Below are 14,572 nucleotides of genomic sequence, written 5' to 3'. Positions count from 1 at the left end.
GGCGCTAACGCTTACCCGGCCTACTAAAATATTTAAAATTATGCCAGACAGAGCGTCGCGCGATGTTTGGCAGATTCAATACCCAGCTCAATCAGCTCCATAATCTGTATCGCCTGGCTGGCCGGAACCGGATTTTCGCCCGTACCGTTCAGCGCATCGCGGATGCCCGCATAATAGGCCGGATAGTTACCCGGTATCGTCAGAAAGGTCTCCTCGACCAGCTCCTCGCCTTCCACCCGCGTCACTACGCCGTCGCGCATATCATAGCCCCAGTCTTCCTGCGGTAAACGTTCACCGCTTTTCAGCCGGTCTTCCTGCGGATCGAGACCAAACTTCACGTAGCTCCCGCGCGTGCCGTGCATAATATAGCGGGCCGATTCCGCGGCCGCGACCATCGTACCGTGGAGCACAATCCGCCGCTGCGGGTAACTCAGCACCGCGTGGAAGTAATCGGTCGTCTGTGCTCCGGGCCTGAGCTGGGCCAGATCGACCGTCATGCTCACCGGCAGACCAAAAAGATTGACGGCCTGATCCAGCAGATGCGGGGCTAAATCGTACCAGATGCCGCTGCCCGGACCGGCCTGCTCGCGCCAGCGGTTTCGTACCTGCGGACGGAAGCGGTCAAAGTGCGATTCAAAAAAGAGGATCTCCCCTAATGTGCCCTCACTGAGAAGCCTTTTTACCGTTAAAAAGTCGCTGTCCCAGCGGCGGTTATGGAACACCGACAGCAACCTGCCCAGACTCTTTGCCAGCGCATCCAGCTCGCGCGCCTGAGACAACGTAACGGTAAAGGGCTTATCGACAACCACGTGCTTGCCGGCTTCCAGCGCGGCCTTTGCCAGTGGAAAGTGGGTGTCGTTCGGCGTGGGGATAACGATTAAATCAATATTCGGATCGTTGAAAAGGTGTTTTGGCTCAGAGACAACCGGCACGGAAGGCCAGTCTGTATGGACTTTAGCGGCATCGCTGCTGGATACCGCTGCCAGCGCCATTCCCGGCGTCCCGGCTATCAGAGGCGCATGAAACGTTTTGCTTGCATACCCGTAGCCGATAAGCCCAACGCGGATATTATCACTCATAGTGCCATCCTCTTTTATGACGTTCTTATTTCACACTGGCTAGCCTGGCATTACCACAGATTAATAATGTGCCATATGACTTAAAATAGCAGGTCGTACGGGTTGTTTTTGTTACATAGTATTAACCTACTGATTTTGTTTAAGGGAACCGTTCCCAAAGCGCTTGCGGCCGGGGAAACGTCGCTGTAACATTTGCACTCTGTATTTAAGGATAAAGTACAACTACGAATCATGACGTCAATTATTAATCGAATCATTGAATTAGCGGGATGGATTGTCCTTGGGGTTTCGGTCATTTTGCTGGGTGTTGCCAGCCATATCGATAACTACCAGCCGCCGGAGCCTGTCACAGTCGCCCAACCCAAGTAACCGGTTACCGCAATAAAGAGTGACATAATATGTCAGTTACTTATTGCCAGCCCTGGTGAACACGGTTAACCTTCTCTTCCAGGCATCGTCTGATGCCTGAATTTCAGCAAAGAAAACTCCTAATTTCGTCGCGTTACCTGAGTGGGCTGTTTACGTCTTTATTAATCCGTTTATTATTCGAACGAATTACCTTAACTGGTATTACTCACTTTTATATGGAAACTTATTAATATGACAGTTCAGGACTATTTATTAAAATTTCGCAAGATCAATTCGCTTGAGAGCCTGGAAAAACTGTTTGACCATCTGAACTACACCCTGTCTGATAATCAGGACATCATTAATATGTATCGTGCCGCTGACCATCGCCGTGCGGAGCTGGTTTCCGGCGGTCGTTTGTTCAACGTGGGTGAAGTGCCTAAGTCCGTATGGCGCTACGTTTTATAAGAAAGTAGCCATCCGCGCGAAATGTTATATACTCTCCGCCCTGCCAACTGGCTGTAAAACATTTCGCGCAGATTATGGGAGAGTTCATGACCGCAACGCCTGGAGAACGCATTGGAGGCTGGTTAATCGCCCCACTGGCATGGCTGCTGGTTGCCTTATTAAGCGCATCACTTGCGCTGCTGCTTTATACAACCGCACTGATTACCCCTCACGCCATCCAGACCCTGATGTCGCAAAACGTGCTGAATATTGCTTTGTGGTTTGTGTCATTCGTTTTCGCGATCGGGATGTGGTACTACACGCTGTGGCTGACCATCGCCTTCTTTAAGCGCCGTAAGAATGTGCCTAAGCACTACATTATCTGGCTGCTGGTTTCGGTCCTGCTGGCGGTGAAGGCATTTGCTTTTTCGCCCGTTTCAGACGCGCTGGCCGTTCGTCAGCTGCTTTTCCCGTTGCTGGCCGCGGCGCTGCTGGTACCCTACTTCAAGCGTTCGACACGGGTGAAAAACACCTTCGTGAACCCGTAATAACCCTACAGATAACCTGTTGTCGCCTGCGTGTGTTTGTCCGATAATAGGCGGCTTTTTTATTTCAGGCTAAATAATGACCGATTACTTACTGCTCTTTGTCGGCACCGTGCTGGTTAACAACTTCGTTCTGGTGAAGTTCCTTGGCCTGTGTCCGTTTATGGGCGTTTCCAAAAAGCTGGAAACGGCAATGGGCATGGGGCTGGCGACGACCTTCGTCATGACGCTGGCGTCCATCTGCGCGTGGTGGATTGATACCTGGATCCTCATTCCGCTGGGGTTAACCTATCTCCGGACGCTGGCCTTTATTCTGGTTATCGCGGTGGTAGTGCAATTTACCGAAATGGTGGTGCGCAAAACCAGCCCGGCGCTCTATCGCCTGCTGGGTATCTTCCTGCCGCTGATCACTACCAACTGCGCCGTTCTCGGCGTGGCGCTGCTGAATATCAACCTTGGCCATAACTTTATGCAGTCGGCGCTGTACGGTTTTTCCGCTGCAGTCGGTTTCTCATTTGTTATGGTTCTGTTCGCGTCGATTCGCGAGCGTCTGGCGGCAGCGGATATCCCCGCCCCCTTCCGCGGTAACGCGATTGCGCTGGTGACCGCAGGTTTAATGTCTCTGGCCTTTATGGGCTTTAGTGGTCTGGTGAAGTTGTAATGAGTGCTATCTGGATTGCCATCGCCTCTATTAGCGTTCTGGGGTTGGTGTTTGGCCTTATCCTGGGTTACGCCTCCCGCCGCTTCGCGGTAGAGGACGATCCTGTTGTTGAGAAAATTGATGAACTCCTGCCGCAAAGCCAGTGCGGGCAGTGCGGCTACCCTGGCTGCCGTCCCTACGCGGAAGCGGTAGGCATTCAGGGTGAAAAAATTAACCGCTGTGCGCCCGGCGGCGAAGCGGTGATGTTGAAAATTGCGGCCCTGCTTAACGTTGATCCGCAGCCCGTTGACGGCGATGCGGAGGTGCAGGAGCCGGTCCGCGCGCTGGCCCTGATCGACGAAGCGAACTGCATCGGCTGCACCAAATGTATTCAGGCCTGCCCGGTCGACGCCATTGTTGGCGCAACGCGCGCCATGCACACCGTGGTGGCGGACCTGTGCACCGGCTGTAACCTCTGCGTAGCACCCTGCCCGACGCAATGTATCGAGCTGCGCCCGGTTGAAACGACTACCGAAAGCTGGAAGTGGGATCTTCAAACCATTCCGGTTCGCAATATTCCTGTGGAACAACATGCTTAAGTTATTTTCTGCTTTCAGAAAAGAGAAGATTTGGGATTTTGACGGGGGTATTCACCCACCGGAGATGAAAACCCAGTCTAACGGCACGCCGCTGCGCCAAATTCCGCTGGCGACCCGTTTCGTTATACCGCTCAAGCAGCACATCGGTGCTGAAGGTGAGCTGTGCGTCAAAGAAGGCGATACGGTCCTTCGCGGTCAGCCGCTGACCTTTGGTCGCGGACGTATGCTGCCGGTGCACGCTCCCACCTCCGGTAAGGTGGTCGCCATCGCACCCCATACGGTGGCCCATCCGTCAGCGCTTTCAGAGCTGAGCGTGTTTATTGAAGCCGACGGTGAAGACCGCTGGATCGACCGTGATGGCTGGAGCGATTACCGCAGCCAGAGCCGCGAAGCACTCATCGAACGTATTCATCAGTTCGGCGTTGCCGGCCTCGGCGGCGCAGGCTTCCCGACAGGCGTCAAGCTGCGCGGCGGTGGCGATAATATTCAGACGCTGATTATCAACGCCGCCGAATGCGAACCGTACATTACCGCTGACGATCGTCTGATGCAGGACTGCGCCGCCCAGGTGGTGGAAGGCATCCGCATCCTGGCGCACATTCTGCAGCCGCGGGAAGTGCTGATCGGTATCGAAGACAATAAACCTCAGGCTATCTCGATGCTGCGCGCCGTGCTGGCCGGTAGCCACGATATCAGCCTGCGCGTCATCCCGACCAAGTACCCCTCTGGCGGTGCTAAACAGCTGACGCAAATCCTTACCGGTAAGCAGGTGCCGCACGGCGGACGCTCTTCGGATATCGGCGTGCTGATGCAGAACGTCGGCACCGCGTACGCCGTGAAGCGCGCGGTGATCGACGGCGAGCCGCTGACCGAGCGCGTGGTAACGCTGACCGGGGAATCGGTCTCTCGTCCGGGCAACGTCTGGGCACGTCTGGGTACGCCGGTGCGTCACCTGCTGGAGCAGGCTGAGTTTTGCCCGGGCAGCGACCAGATGGTGATCATGGGAGGCCCGCTGATGGGCTTTACCCTGCCGTGGCTCGATGTGCCTGTAGTGAAAATTACCAACTGTCTGCTCGCCCCTTCCCCGACCGAGATGGGCGAAGAGCAGGAAGAGAAAGGCTGCATCCGCTGCAGCGCCTGCGCCGATGCCTGCCCGGCGGATCTGCTGCCGCAGCAGCTGTACTGGTACAGCAAAGGGCAGCTGCACGACAAGGCAAAAGCCCATAACCTGGCCGACTGCATCGAATGCGGCGCCTGCGCCTGGGTCTGCCCAAGCAACATCCCGCTGGTGCAGTATTTCCGCCAGGAGAAGGCTGAGATTTATGCTATCTCCATGGAAGAAAAACGCGCCGCGGAAGCTAAGGCACGTTTCGAAGCGCGCCAGGCGCGACTGGAGCGCGAAAAAATCGCCCGTCAGGAGCGCCATAAGCAGGCCGCGGTTCAGCCCGGCGAGAAAGATCAGGATGCCATTAACGCCGCACTGGCGCGCGTTCGTGAGAAAAAAGCGACAGCGGCGCAACCTGTGGTGATCCCGGCTGGCGAGAAGCCTGACAACAGTGAAGCCATCGCGGCGCGTGAAGCTCGCAAAGCCCAGGCTCGCGCTCGTCAGGCTGAAAAAGCGCAAACGGTCCAGACGGATGCCGAGGTTGACCCGCGCAAAGCCGCAGTTGAAGCAGCAATAGCCCGCGCCAAAGCGCGCAAAGCCGGCGAGCAGAACGTGGTGGTTGAGCAGGAAGCGGTCGACCCTCGCAAAGCGGCCGTCGAAGCGGCGATTGCCCGGGCCAAAGCGCGCAAGGCGGCGCAGCAGACGCCAGCTGCAGAAACAGAAGCACCGGTCGACCCGCGTAAAGCCGCAGTCGAAGCAGCGATTGCCCGCGCTAAAGCGCGCAAAGCGGCGCAGCAGGATGAACAACCGCAGGCCGCCAACGATGACCCGCGCAAAGCCGCCGTGGCCGCCGCCATCGCGCGCGTTCAGGCGAAGAAAGCCGCACAGCAAGCAGTTAACGAGGATTAAATGGTTTTCAGAATCGCAAGCTCCCCTTACACCCACAATCAGCGCCAGACGTCGCGCATTATGATGCTGGTCTGCCTGGCGGCGCTGCCGGGCATTGCCGCTCAGTGCTGGTTTTTCGGCTGGGGAACCCTGTTCCAGATAATCCTGGGCTGTGCCAGCGCCTTAGCGGCGGAAGCGCTTGTCCTTAAGCTGCGCAAGGCGGCTGTCTCCCGCATTCTTGCCGACAACTCCGCGCTGCTGACCGGCCTGCTTCTCGCCATCAGTATTCCGCCGTTTGCCCCGTGGTGGATGGTAGTGCTCGGCACCGTGTTTGCGGTGATCATTGCCAAACAGCTGTACGGCGGGCTCGGTCATAACCCGTTTAACCCGGCGATGATTGGCTACGTGGTGCTGCTGATCTCCTTCCCGGTGCAGATGACCAGCTGGCTGCCACCGCACGAGATTGCGGCCACGGTTCCGGGCTTTATGGATGCCCTGCACGTCATCTTTACCGGCCATACGGCACTCGGTGCGGATATGAACGCGCTGCGCATGGGCGTAGACGGTATCAGCCAGGCGACGCCTCTCGATACCTTTAAAACATCCCTGCATGCCGGGCACAGCGTTGAGCAGATCATGAAATCCGCGATCTACAGCGGCATGCTGGCGGGCGCGGGCTGGCAGTGGGTCAACCTGGCGTATCTGCTGGGCGGCCTGTTCCTGCTGCAGCAGAAAGCCATCCGCTGGCATATTCCGGTCAGCTTCCTCGTGACGCTGGCGGTGTGCGCCACGCTGGGATGGGTCTTTTCTCCTGAATCACTGGCCAGCCCGCAGATGCATTTGCTCTCCGGTGCCACCATGTTAGGAGCCTTCTTTATCCTGACGGATCCGGTGACGGCGTCAACGACTAACCGCGGCCGCCTGATCTTCGGCGCGCTGGCGGGCCTGCTGGTCTGGCTCATCCGCAGCTTTGGCGGGTATCCGGACGGTGTGGCCTTTGCCGTCCTGCTTGCCAACATTACCGTTCCGCTCATCGACTACTACACGCGCCCTCGCGTGTATGGCCATCGCTAGGGGTTTCGCCATGTTAAAAACGATGCAAAAACACGGCGTCACGCTGGCTGTCTTCGCCGCGGTCCTGACGGGGCTAACGGCACTGGTTAATGCGCTGACCAAAACGACCATCGAAGAACAGGCCTCGAAGCAGCAAAAGGCGCTGTTCGATCAGGTGATCCCGTCCGATTTCTACGATAATGACCTGCAAAAAAGCTGCTTTGTGGTAGACGCGCCGCAGCTTGGGAAAGGCCCGCACCGCCTCTTTATCGCCCGCAAAGGGGATAAACCGGTCGGCGCGGTGATGGAAGCGACCGCGCCTGACGGCTATTCCGGCGCCATTCAGCTGCTCGTGGGCAGCGATTTCTCCGGTACCATCCTGGGCACCCGCGTGACGGAACATCATGAAACGCCGGGTCTTGGCGACAAAATTGAAACCCGTCTGAGCGACTGGATTTTGCACTTCGCCGGGAAAGTTATCCATGGCGAAGGTGACACCGCGTTTGCGGTGAAGAAAGACGGCGGCGAGTTCGACCAGTTCACCGGCGCGACCATCACGCCGCGCGCCGTGGTAAACGCCGTAAAACGAGCCGGGCTGTACGCTGAAACGCTGCCCGCGCAGATCAACAATCTTCCGGTCTGTGAGGAGTAATCATGAGCCAGGTTAAAGAGGTTATTGTCCAGGGATTGTGGAAGAACAACTCCGCGCTGGTGCAGCTTCTGGGGATGTGCCCACTGCTGGCGGTAACGTCCACCGCCACCAACGCGCTCGGTCTGGGTCTGGCAACCACCCTGGTATTGACCCTGACCAACCTCTCCATCTCTGCCCTGCGACGCTGGACGCCGTCGGAAATTCGTATTCCGATTTACGTCATGATCATTGCGTCGGTGGTCAGTATTGTTCAGATGCTGATTAACGCCTACGCGTTCGGCCTGTACCAGTCGCTCGGGATCTTTATTCCTCTTATCGTCACCAACTGTATCGTCGTTGGGCGTGCGGAAGCGTTCGCGGTGAAAAATAGCCCCGCCATGTCGGCGCTGGACGGTTTTTCCATAGGCATGGGCGCCACCTGCGCCATGTTCGTGCTGGGCTCCCTGCGTGAAATCCTCGGCAACGGTACGCTGTTCGACGGCGCAGATGCCCTGCTGGGCGGCTGGGCCAAAGCCCTGCGCGTTGAAGTGTTCCACACCGATACGCCGTTCCTGCTGGCGATGCTGCCGCCCGGCGCGTTTATTGGCCTTGGCATGATGCTGGCGATAAAATACCTGATTGATGAGAAACGTAAGCGCCGCGCGGCTGAGCGCAGCGTTCTGGAAGGGACACCCGAGAAGGCTTCATGAATAAAGAAAAGCGGATTGCGATCCTGACCCGTCTGCGGGACGAGAACCCGCACCCGACGACGGAGCTGAATTTTACCTCCCCGTTTGAGCTGCTGATCGCCGTGTTGCTCTCTGCACAGGCTACCGACGTGAGCGTCAATAAAGCCACCGCCCTGCTCTATCCGGTCGCCAATACGCCGAAGGCCATGCTGGAGCTGGGCGTGGAAGGCGTGAAGTCGTATATCAAAACCATCGGCCTGTTTAACAGCAAAGCCGAGAACGTCATTAAGACCTGCCGGATCCTGCTGGAACAGCATGGAGGCGAAGTGCCGGAAGATCGCGCCGCGCTGGAAGCCTTACCGGGCGTGGGGCGTAAGACTGCCAACGTGGTGCTCAACACCGCGTTTGGCTGGCCCACGATTGCCGTAGATACGCATATATTTCGCGTCTCTAACCGGACCAACTTCGCGCCGGGGAAAAATGTCGAGCAGGTCGAAGAGAAGCTGCTTAAAGTGGTTCCGGCTGAGTTTAAGGTTGATTGCCATCACTGGCTGATTCTGCACGGTCGTTACACGTGTATTGCCCGTAAGCCTCGCTGCGGCTCCTGTATTATTGAAGATCTCTGCGAATACAAAGAAAAAGTGTATCCCTGAATGTCACAATCCCTTACCAAAAGAAGGGCTACCAGAAGCCCTTCTTTTGCCCGCTATTTGTCCGCCTTTCGTTTACCCTCACCTGTCACTTCTTCGGTTGTTTAACGCTCAAACAGGTTAATAGTTTTTTCATAGCCAAAAATTTCTATACATCTGTGATCGCGATCACCCTGATAACTTCATGTTGTATTTTTGTTGTCAAAATCAACCTAAACCCTTTATCTGACAAGACACTCTTCTTTTTTTGCCGACGATAAGACCATCTATTTTTCAGAATATGGGCTATATCACTGCCAGAAGCTGCAAATAGCAGAACATATCGCCAAACACCGGTCCTGATGGCTCTCTGCCAGTCGAAAAAACTACCTTTACACATCGTATAAAATTTAACGCTGAATAACATTTGCATGAACCGACGATTATACCACTTCAGATATATGTAACAGATTATTACAAACGTATTGCCAGATGGGGCAGGATAGTGAACATTACCCGCCGTTTCTCCTCCCAATATAACTATAAGGCGTATGGACTACGGCCATCACGCTATGAACACCCCCGTTAATATGGGATGTAAAAAAAGAGGTATATGTGTCTACTGCAAACAATAAACCAACAGATGAAAGCGTGAGTCTTAACGCTTTTAAACAGCCTAAAGCGTTTTATCTCATCTTCTCTATCGAGTTATGGGAGCGTTTTGGTTATTACGGCCTGCAAGGGATCATGGCGGTTTACCTGGTCAAACAGCTGGGTATGTCTGAAGCTGATTCCATCACGCTGTTCTCCTCCTTCAGTGCCCTTGTCTATGGTCTGGTTGCTATCGGCGGCTGGCTGGGTGATAAAGTTCTGGGTACTAAGCGCGTCATTATGCTGGGCGCTATTGTACTGGCAATTGGCTATGGTCTGGTGGCATGGTCAGGGCACGATGCCGCTGTCGTGTATATGGGCATGGCGACGATCGCCGTGGGTAACGGTCTGTTCAAAGCGAACCCGTCTTCCCTGCTCTCTACCTGCTACAGCAAAGATGACCCGCGTCTGGACGGTGCATTTACCATGTACTACATGTCCATCAACATCGGTTCATTCTTCTCGATGCTGGCAACCCCATGGCTCGCCGCGAAATTCGGCTGGAGCGTGGCGTTTGCGCTGAGCTTCGTGGGTATGCTGATCACCGTTGTGAACTTCCTGTTCTGCCGCAGCTGGGTGAAAGACTACGGTTCAAAACCTGACTTCGAGCCTGTACACATGGGCAAACTGCTGGCGACTATCGTGGGCGTTGTTGTCCTCGCGGCAATCGCCACCTGGCTACTGCACAACCAGGGTATCGCTCGTGCCGTTCTGGGCGTGGTTGCACTGGGTATCGTGGTTATCTTTGCAAAAGAAGCGTTCGCCATGCAGGGTGCTGCCCGCCGCAAGATGATTGTGGCGTTCATTCTGATGCTGGAAGCGATTATCTTCTTCGTGCTGTACAGCCAGATGCCAACCTCTCTGAACTTCTTCGCCATTCGTAACGTTGAGCACTCTATTCTGGGCATCGCGTTCGAGCCGGAGCAATATCAGGCGCTGAACCCGTTCTGGATCATGATTGGTAGCCCGATTCTGGCCGCTATCTATAACAAGATGGGTGACCGTCTGCCAATGCCGCACAAGTTCGCAATCGGTATGGTACTGTGCTCAGGCGCGTTCCTGGTGCTGCCGCTGGGTACCAAGTTTGCCACTGACGCAGGCATCGTCTCCGTTAACTGGCTGATCCTGAGCTACGCGCTGCAGTCTATCGGCGAACTGATGATCTCCGGTCTGGGTCTGGCGATGGTTGCACAGCTGGTGCCGCAGCGTCTGATGGGCTTCATTATGGGTAGCTGGTTCCTGACCACTGCCGGTGCGGCAATCATTGCGGGTAAAATTGCGAACCTGATGGCTGTGCCTGAAAACGTCACTGACCCACTGGTCTCCCTGAACGTCTACGGTACCGTGTTCATGCAGATTGGTATCGCGACAGCGGTGATCGCTGCGCTGATGCTGCTGACCGCGCCGAAACTGAATCGTATGACTCAGGACGACGACAAGACGGCTGAAGCGACCAAAACCGCTACTGCGTAAGATTATTGAGAAACGACTGAACAGAAGCCGCTAATGCATTAGCGGCTTTTTTTTTGCCCGTTCGCGCACTAACATAGCTGAAACCTCAGCAAAAAGGAGTTACCGATGAAACTGTTCTACAAACCGGGCGCGTGCTCTCTTGCTTCCCATATCACCCTGCGCGAGAGCGGCAAAGATTTCACGCTGGATGGCGTTGATCTGATGAAAAAGCGCCTGGAAAATGGCGATGACTTTCTTGCCATTAACCCGAAAGGACAAGTTCCGGCGCTCCTGCTGGATGACGGTACTCTGCTGACCGAGGGCGTGGCGATTATGCAGTTCCTGGCCGATAGCGTGCCCGATCGCCAGCTGCTGGCCCCGGTCAGCACCATTTCGCGCTATAAAACGCTGGAGTGGCTTAACTACATTGCCACCGAGCTGCACAAAGGCTTTACCCCCCTGTTCCGCCCGGATACGCCGGAAGAGTTTAAGCGTACCCTGCGTGCCCTGCTGGAGAAAAAGCTGCAGTACGTTAACGAATCGCTGAAAGACGAACAGTGGATTGGCGGGTCGCGCTTCACGATTGCCGATGCGTATCTGTTCACCGTGCTGCGCTGGGCGCGCGCGGTTAAGTTGAATCTGGAAGGGTTAGACCACATTGCATCGTATATGAAGCGTGTGGCAGAGCGTCCTGCGGTGGCTGCGGCGCTGAAAGCGGAAGGGTTGAACTAACCGAGCGGCCTCTGTTGCCGGGTGGCGCTGCGCTTACCCGGCCTACAAAATTCACAGCCCCTCACGCGCAGCGCCACCCGGTATCGTTTAAAGCTGGGTTGCGCTGAAATAGTGCTCCGGCTTCGCGATTCGATCCTGTGCTGCGACCACCTGCAGTTCATATTCCTGCATTTCTTTCGTCGCCATCATAATTTCGTATACTGCCGCAGTCACATGCTCCAGCGCATCGCGCAGCGTTGCCCCCTGAAGTAATTTCACCAGCAGCAGGCCGCTGGTCACATCCCCCACGCCCACCGGCTGGCGTTTACCAAAATCCACCAGCGGACGGCTGATGTGCCAGGCATCGTCTTTCGTCACCAGCAGCATCTCAAAGCGATCCTGACTTAGCCCTGCGCGTGCGAGATGTTTTACCAGCACAACCTCAGGCCCCTGCGCGATCAGCTCGCGAGATGCAGTTACTGCCTCTTCTACGCTGTTAACCGGATGCTCGCAGAGGATCTCCAGTTCTACCAGGTTTGGCGCAATGATATCGCTGGCGGGCAAAGCGTGGCGGACGTGGAACTCCGCAACGCCTGGCGCCACGATGCAGCCTTTTTCCGGATGACCCATAACCGGGTCGCAGAAGTATTTTGCCGACGGATTTGCGGCTTTCACCTGGCGTACGATGCCGAGGATATGCTCCCCCTGCTCCGCTGAACCAAGATAACCGCTCAGTACGGCATCACAGCGCTTGAGCTGGTCGATATCGGCAATGCCCTGCACAACCTCGGTAAGGTGCGAAGGCGGCATCACGCAGCCGGTCCATTTGCCGTACTGCGTGTGATTGGAAAACTGGACGGTATTGAGGGGCCAGACGTTGGCGCCGAGGCGACGCATCGGGAATTCCGCTGCGCTATTGCCAGCATGTCCAAAAACGACGTGGGACTGAATGGCGAGGATGTTCTTCATTATTTTCTTACCAAACCCTGAAAAAACAAAAGGGCGTGGTTTCCCACGCCCCTGGAGACTGTTAATTACTTCCAGCAGACAAGGCAGTAGTTTTTCTTGCCGCGACGCAGCAGGGTGTAACGGCCATACAGACGATCGCCGTCAACGAAGGTGTATTCCGGGTCGGCCTGTTTCTCACCGTTGATGGTGATCGCGTTAGACGCGATGGTTTTACGCGCCTGACCGCGGGAAGGCTGAAGTTCAGAGTCCACCAGCGCCTGCATCAGGTCAGCCCCTTTCTCCATCTCAACCATTGGCACGCCGTCCTGCGCCAGCTGTTCAAAGTCCGCTTCGCTCAGATCGCTCAGGGTGCCGTTAAACAGGCTAGCGGTAATGCGTTTTGCCGCGGCCAGACCTTCTTCACCGTGAACCAGTTTGGTCACTTCATCCGCCAGCACGTACTGCGCGCGTGGCGCTTTACCGCTGTTCTTATCTTCTTCTTCCAGCGCGTTGATCTCTGCGATATCCATGAAGGTGAAGAACTTCAGGAAGCGATAAACATCGGCATCCGCCGTGTTGATCCAGAACTGGTAGAATTTGTACGGACTGGTTTTCTTCGGATCGAGCCATACCGCGCCGCCCTCAGTCTTACCAAATTTGGTGCCGTCTGCTTTGGTAATCAGCGGAACGGTCAGACCAAACACCTGGTTCTGGTGCAGACGACGGGTCAGATCGATACCGGAGGTGATGTTGCCCCACTGGTCAGAACCGCCAATCTGCAGGGAAACGCCGTGCAGTTTGTTCAGGCAGGCAAAGTCATACCCCTGCAGCAGGTTGTAGGAGAACTCGGTAAAGGAGATACCCTGGTCGTCACGGTTCAGACGCTGCTTCACGGCCTCTTTGTTAATCATCTGGTTAACAGAGAAGTGTTTGCCGATGTCACGCAGGAAGGTCAGCACGTTCATGCTGCCAAACCAGTCGTAGTTGTTGGCGGCAATCGCGGCGTTATCACCACAGTTGAAGTCGAGGAACGGCGCAACCTGTTTGCGGATCTTATCCACCCACTCCTGCACGGTATCTTCGGTGTTCAGTTTACGCTCAGCGGCTTTAAAGCTTGGGTCACCAATCAGACCGGTCGCGCCGCCCACCAGGGCAACAGGCTTATGGCCCGCCATCTGGAAGCGTTTCAGGCATAACAATGGAACAAGATGCCCCAAATGCAAGCTGTCAGCGGTGGGATCGAAGCCGCAATAGAGCGCGATCGGGCCTTGCGCCAGTCGCTCTGCTAACGCTTCCTCGTCCGTCACCTGGGCCACGAGGCCCCGCTCTTGCAATTGTTTAATCAAGTTACTGCTTGCCATCAAATTCTCCATGTATAAACGACTGCACCTTTGCCGGTACACGACTTTTCGCCTGATGCGAAAGGACCCATAGAATAAAGCGCAAGCGCGGCGTGCGCTAGCGCTTAAATCAACAAATTTCGGGGATTACGGTGCCAGTCTGTCGATTTTCCAGCCGCCATTCTCGCGCTGGTATAAAAAGCGGTCGTGCAGGCGATGTTCGCCCCCCTGCCAGAACTCAATCTGATCTATCGGGATGCGGAAACCACCCCAGAAGCTCGGCAGCGGGATTTCACCCTGCTGGAACTTCTGCTTCAGCTCCAGGAATTTACTTTCCAGCACGCCGCGGGCAGAAATGCGGCTCGACTGTTTTGATACCCAGGCGCCAATCTGGCTGTCACGCGGGCGGCTGTGGAAATACTTCACCACTTCCAGCGTCGAAAGACGTTCCGCTTTGCCGGTCACCATGACCTGACGTTCCAGCATGTGCCACGGGAACAGCAGGCTGATACGCGGATTGTTTTCCAGATGGTGCGCTTTGCGGCTGCCAAGGTTGGTGTAGAACACCAGTCCTTTCTCGTCATAATGCTTGAGCAATACGATGCGCTGATAGGGTTGACCGTTTTCATCCACCGTCGCGACAACCATGGCCGTGGGGTCGGCGAGCTTCGCTTCGCAGGCCTGTTTCAGCCAGCGTTCAAAAAGCACGAGGGGTTCAGCGGGAAGATCCTGGCGACGCAGGCCGCCTTTGGTGTATTCACGGCGCAGATGCGCAATTTGCTGCAGTTCGTCGTTATCTGACATGGCGTTAGCTGAC

At 55.8% G+C, this 14,572-nt stretch carries 16 protein-coding genes; 12 read left to right on the top strand and 4 right to left on the bottom strand.

Features of this window, described 5'->3' with window-relative positions; translation table 11 throughout:
* Positions 1-38 precede the first annotated feature (38 nt).
* Entirely contained in the window at positions 39-1,079 is a 1,041-nt protein-coding gene (locus ELK40_RS10035) for an oxidoreductase (RefSeq protein WP_111965672.1), read from the bottom strand.
* A gap of 243 nt (positions 1,080-1,322) precedes the next feature.
* Between ELK40_RS10035 and blr the strand changes: the two genes are divergently transcribed.
* The 12 genes from blr (at position 1,323) to gstA (ending at position 11,488) form a co-directional block, all read left to right on the top strand.
* Positions 1,323-1,448, top strand: coding sequence for a division septum protein Blr (gene blr, locus ELK40_RS10030; RefSeq protein WP_168112406.1), 126 nt, complete (start codon positions 1,323-1,325; stop codon positions 1,446-1,448).
* Positions 1,449-1,679: 231 nt separating this feature from the next.
* Entirely contained in the window at positions 1,680-1,895 is a 216-nt protein-coding gene (gene ydgT, locus ELK40_RS10025) for a transcription modulator YdgT (RefSeq protein ID WP_013096896.1), read from the top strand.
* An 86-nt stretch (positions 1,896-1,981) separates the two neighbouring features.
* Positions 1,982-2,422, top strand: a complete 441-nt coding sequence (locus tag ELK40_RS10020) for a DUF2569 domain-containing protein (RefSeq protein WP_115874872.1) — start codon at positions 1,982-1,984, stop codon at positions 2,420-2,422.
* Between the two features lie 76 nt (positions 2,423-2,498).
* Positions 2,499-3,080, top strand: a complete 582-nt coding sequence (rsxA, locus tag ELK40_RS10015; RefSeq protein ID WP_063438368.1) for an electron transport complex subunit RsxA — start codon at positions 2,499-2,501, stop codon at positions 3,078-3,080.
* The gene (gene rsxB, locus ELK40_RS10010) at positions 3,080-3,658 is read left to right on the top strand and encodes an electron transport complex subunit RsxB (RefSeq protein ID WP_115874871.1); all 579 of its coding nucleotides are present in this window, start codon (positions 3,080-3,082) and stop codon (positions 3,656-3,658) included. Before rsxA ends, rsxB begins: the two co-directional genes overlap by 1 nt.
* Positions 3,651-5,672: an electron transport complex subunit RsxC gene (rsxC, locus tag ELK40_RS10005; RefSeq protein ID WP_115874870.1), complete on the top strand. Its 2,022-nt coding sequence runs from the start codon at positions 3,651-3,653 to the stop codon at positions 5,670-5,672. The genes rsxB and rsxC overlap by 8 nt, the downstream gene beginning before the upstream one ends.
* Entirely contained in the window at positions 5,673-6,725 is a 1,053-nt protein-coding gene (gene rsxD, locus ELK40_RS10000) for an electron transport complex subunit RsxD (RefSeq protein ID WP_111965669.1), read from the top strand.
* Positions 6,726-6,735: 10 nt separating this feature from the next.
* Complete coding sequence (gene rsxG / locus ELK40_RS09995; RefSeq protein ID WP_111965668.1) at positions 6,736-7,356, top strand: electron transport complex subunit RsxG; 621 nt, start codon at positions 6,736-6,738, stop codon at positions 7,354-7,356.
* Between the two features lie 2 nt (positions 7,357-7,358).
* Positions 7,359-8,045 carry an electron transport complex subunit E gene (locus ELK40_RS09990; protein ID WP_023617347.1) on the top strand — a complete coding sequence of 229 codons (687 nt, stop codon included), beginning with the start codon at positions 7,359-7,361 and terminating at the stop codon, positions 8,043-8,045.
* The gene (gene nth / locus ELK40_RS09985; RefSeq protein ID WP_008500570.1) at positions 8,042-8,677 is read left to right on the top strand and encodes an endonuclease III; all 636 of its coding nucleotides are present in this window, start codon (positions 8,042-8,044) and stop codon (positions 8,675-8,677) included. Before ELK40_RS09990 ends, nth begins: the two co-directional genes overlap by 4 nt.
* 591 nt (positions 8,678-9,268) lie before the next feature.
* Positions 9,269-10,777, top strand: coding sequence for a dipeptide/tripeptide permease DtpA (gene dtpA, locus ELK40_RS09975; protein WP_063409046.1), 1,509 nt, complete (start codon positions 9,269-9,271; stop codon positions 10,775-10,777).
* Positions 10,778-10,882: 105 nt separating this feature from the next.
* Complete coding sequence (gstA, locus tag ELK40_RS09970) at positions 10,883-11,488, top strand: glutathione transferase GstA (RefSeq protein ID WP_127730539.1); 606 nt, start codon at positions 10,883-10,885, stop codon at positions 11,486-11,488.
* Between the two features lie 87 nt (positions 11,489-11,575).
* Here the strand turns inward: gstA and pdxY are convergent, their stop codons facing one another.
* From pdxY to pdxH, 3 genes are all read right to left on the bottom strand, one after another.
* Positions 11,576-12,436 (bottom strand): pyridoxal kinase PdxY, encoded by an 861-nt coding sequence (pdxY, locus tag ELK40_RS09965; RefSeq protein ID WP_115874868.1) that lies wholly within the window; start codon positions 12,434-12,436, stop codon positions 11,576-11,578.
* 65 nt (positions 12,437-12,501) lie between these two features.
* Positions 12,502-13,776: a tyrosine--tRNA ligase gene (gene tyrS / locus ELK40_RS09960; RefSeq protein ID WP_080327312.1), complete on the bottom strand. Its 1,275-nt coding sequence runs from the start codon at positions 13,774-13,776 to the stop codon at positions 12,502-12,504.
* A 126-nt stretch (positions 13,777-13,902) separates the two neighbouring features.
* Positions 13,903-14,559 carry a pyridoxamine 5'-phosphate oxidase gene (gene pdxH, locus ELK40_RS09955; RefSeq protein ID WP_111965664.1) on the bottom strand — a complete coding sequence of 219 codons (657 nt, stop codon included), beginning with the start codon at positions 14,557-14,559 and terminating at the stop codon, positions 13,903-13,905.
* Between the last annotated feature and the right edge of the window lie 13 nt (positions 14,560-14,572).

The sequence above is a fragment of the Enterobacter sp. N18-03635 genome (genome assembly GCF_004006055.1).
In the GTDB taxonomy this organism is placed as follows: Bacteria; Pseudomonadota; Gammaproteobacteria; order Enterobacterales; family Enterobacteriaceae; genus Enterobacter; species Enterobacter vonholyi.
The sequence above is the reverse complement of the archived record's forward strand: the minus strand, read 5'-3'. Positions and strand labels throughout refer to the sequence as shown.

What these genes read in the sequence shown, in the direction of transcription:
- rsxG (WP_111965668.1), top strand. Translation starts at nt 6,736, where the DNA reads ATGTTAAAAACGATGCAAAAACACGGCGTCACGCTGGCTGTCTTCGCC.
- rsxA (WP_063438368.1), top strand. Translation starts at nt 2,499, where the DNA reads ATGACCGATTACTTACTGCTCTTTGTCGGCACCGTGCTGGTTAACAAC.
- ELK40_RS10035 (WP_111965672.1), bottom strand. Translation starts at nt 1,079, where the DNA reads ATGAGTGATAATATCCGCGTTGGGCTTATCGGCTACGGGTATGCAAGC.
- ELK40_RS10020 (WP_115874872.1), top strand. Translation starts at nt 1,982, where the DNA reads ATGACCGCAACGCCTGGAGAACGCATTGGAGGCTGGTTAATCGCCCCA.
- nth (WP_008500570.1), top strand. Translation starts at nt 8,042, where the DNA reads ATGAATAAAGAAAAGCGGATTGCGATCCTGACCCGTCTGCGGGACGAG.
- pdxH (WP_111965664.1), bottom strand. Translation starts at nt 14,559, where the DNA reads ATGTCAGATAACGACGAACTGCAGCAAATTGCGCATCTGCGCCGTGAA.
- ELK40_RS09990 (WP_023617347.1), top strand. Translation starts at nt 7,359, where the DNA reads ATGAGCCAGGTTAAAGAGGTTATTGTCCAGGGATTGTGGAAGAACAAC.
- rsxB (WP_115874871.1), top strand. Translation starts at nt 3,080, where the DNA reads ATGAGTGCTATCTGGATTGCCATCGCCTCTATTAGCGTTCTGGGGTTG.
- rsxC (WP_115874870.1), top strand. Translation starts at nt 3,651, where the DNA reads ATGCTTAAGTTATTTTCTGCTTTCAGAAAAGAGAAGATTTGGGATTTT.
- pdxY (WP_115874868.1), bottom strand. Translation starts at nt 12,436, where the DNA reads ATGAAGAACATCCTCGCCATTCAGTCCCACGTCGTTTTTGGACATGCT.
- gstA (WP_127730539.1), top strand. Translation starts at nt 10,883, where the DNA reads ATGAAACTGTTCTACAAACCGGGCGCGTGCTCTCTTGCTTCCCATATC.
- ydgT (WP_013096896.1), top strand. Translation starts at nt 1,680, where the DNA reads ATGACAGTTCAGGACTATTTATTAAAATTTCGCAAGATCAATTCGCTT.
- rsxD (WP_111965669.1), top strand. Translation starts at nt 5,673, where the DNA reads ATGGTTTTCAGAATCGCAAGCTCCCCTTACACCCACAATCAGCGCCAG.
- tyrS (WP_080327312.1), bottom strand. Translation starts at nt 13,776, where the DNA reads ATGGCAAGCAGTAACTTGATTAAACAATTGCAAGAGCGGGGCCTCGTG.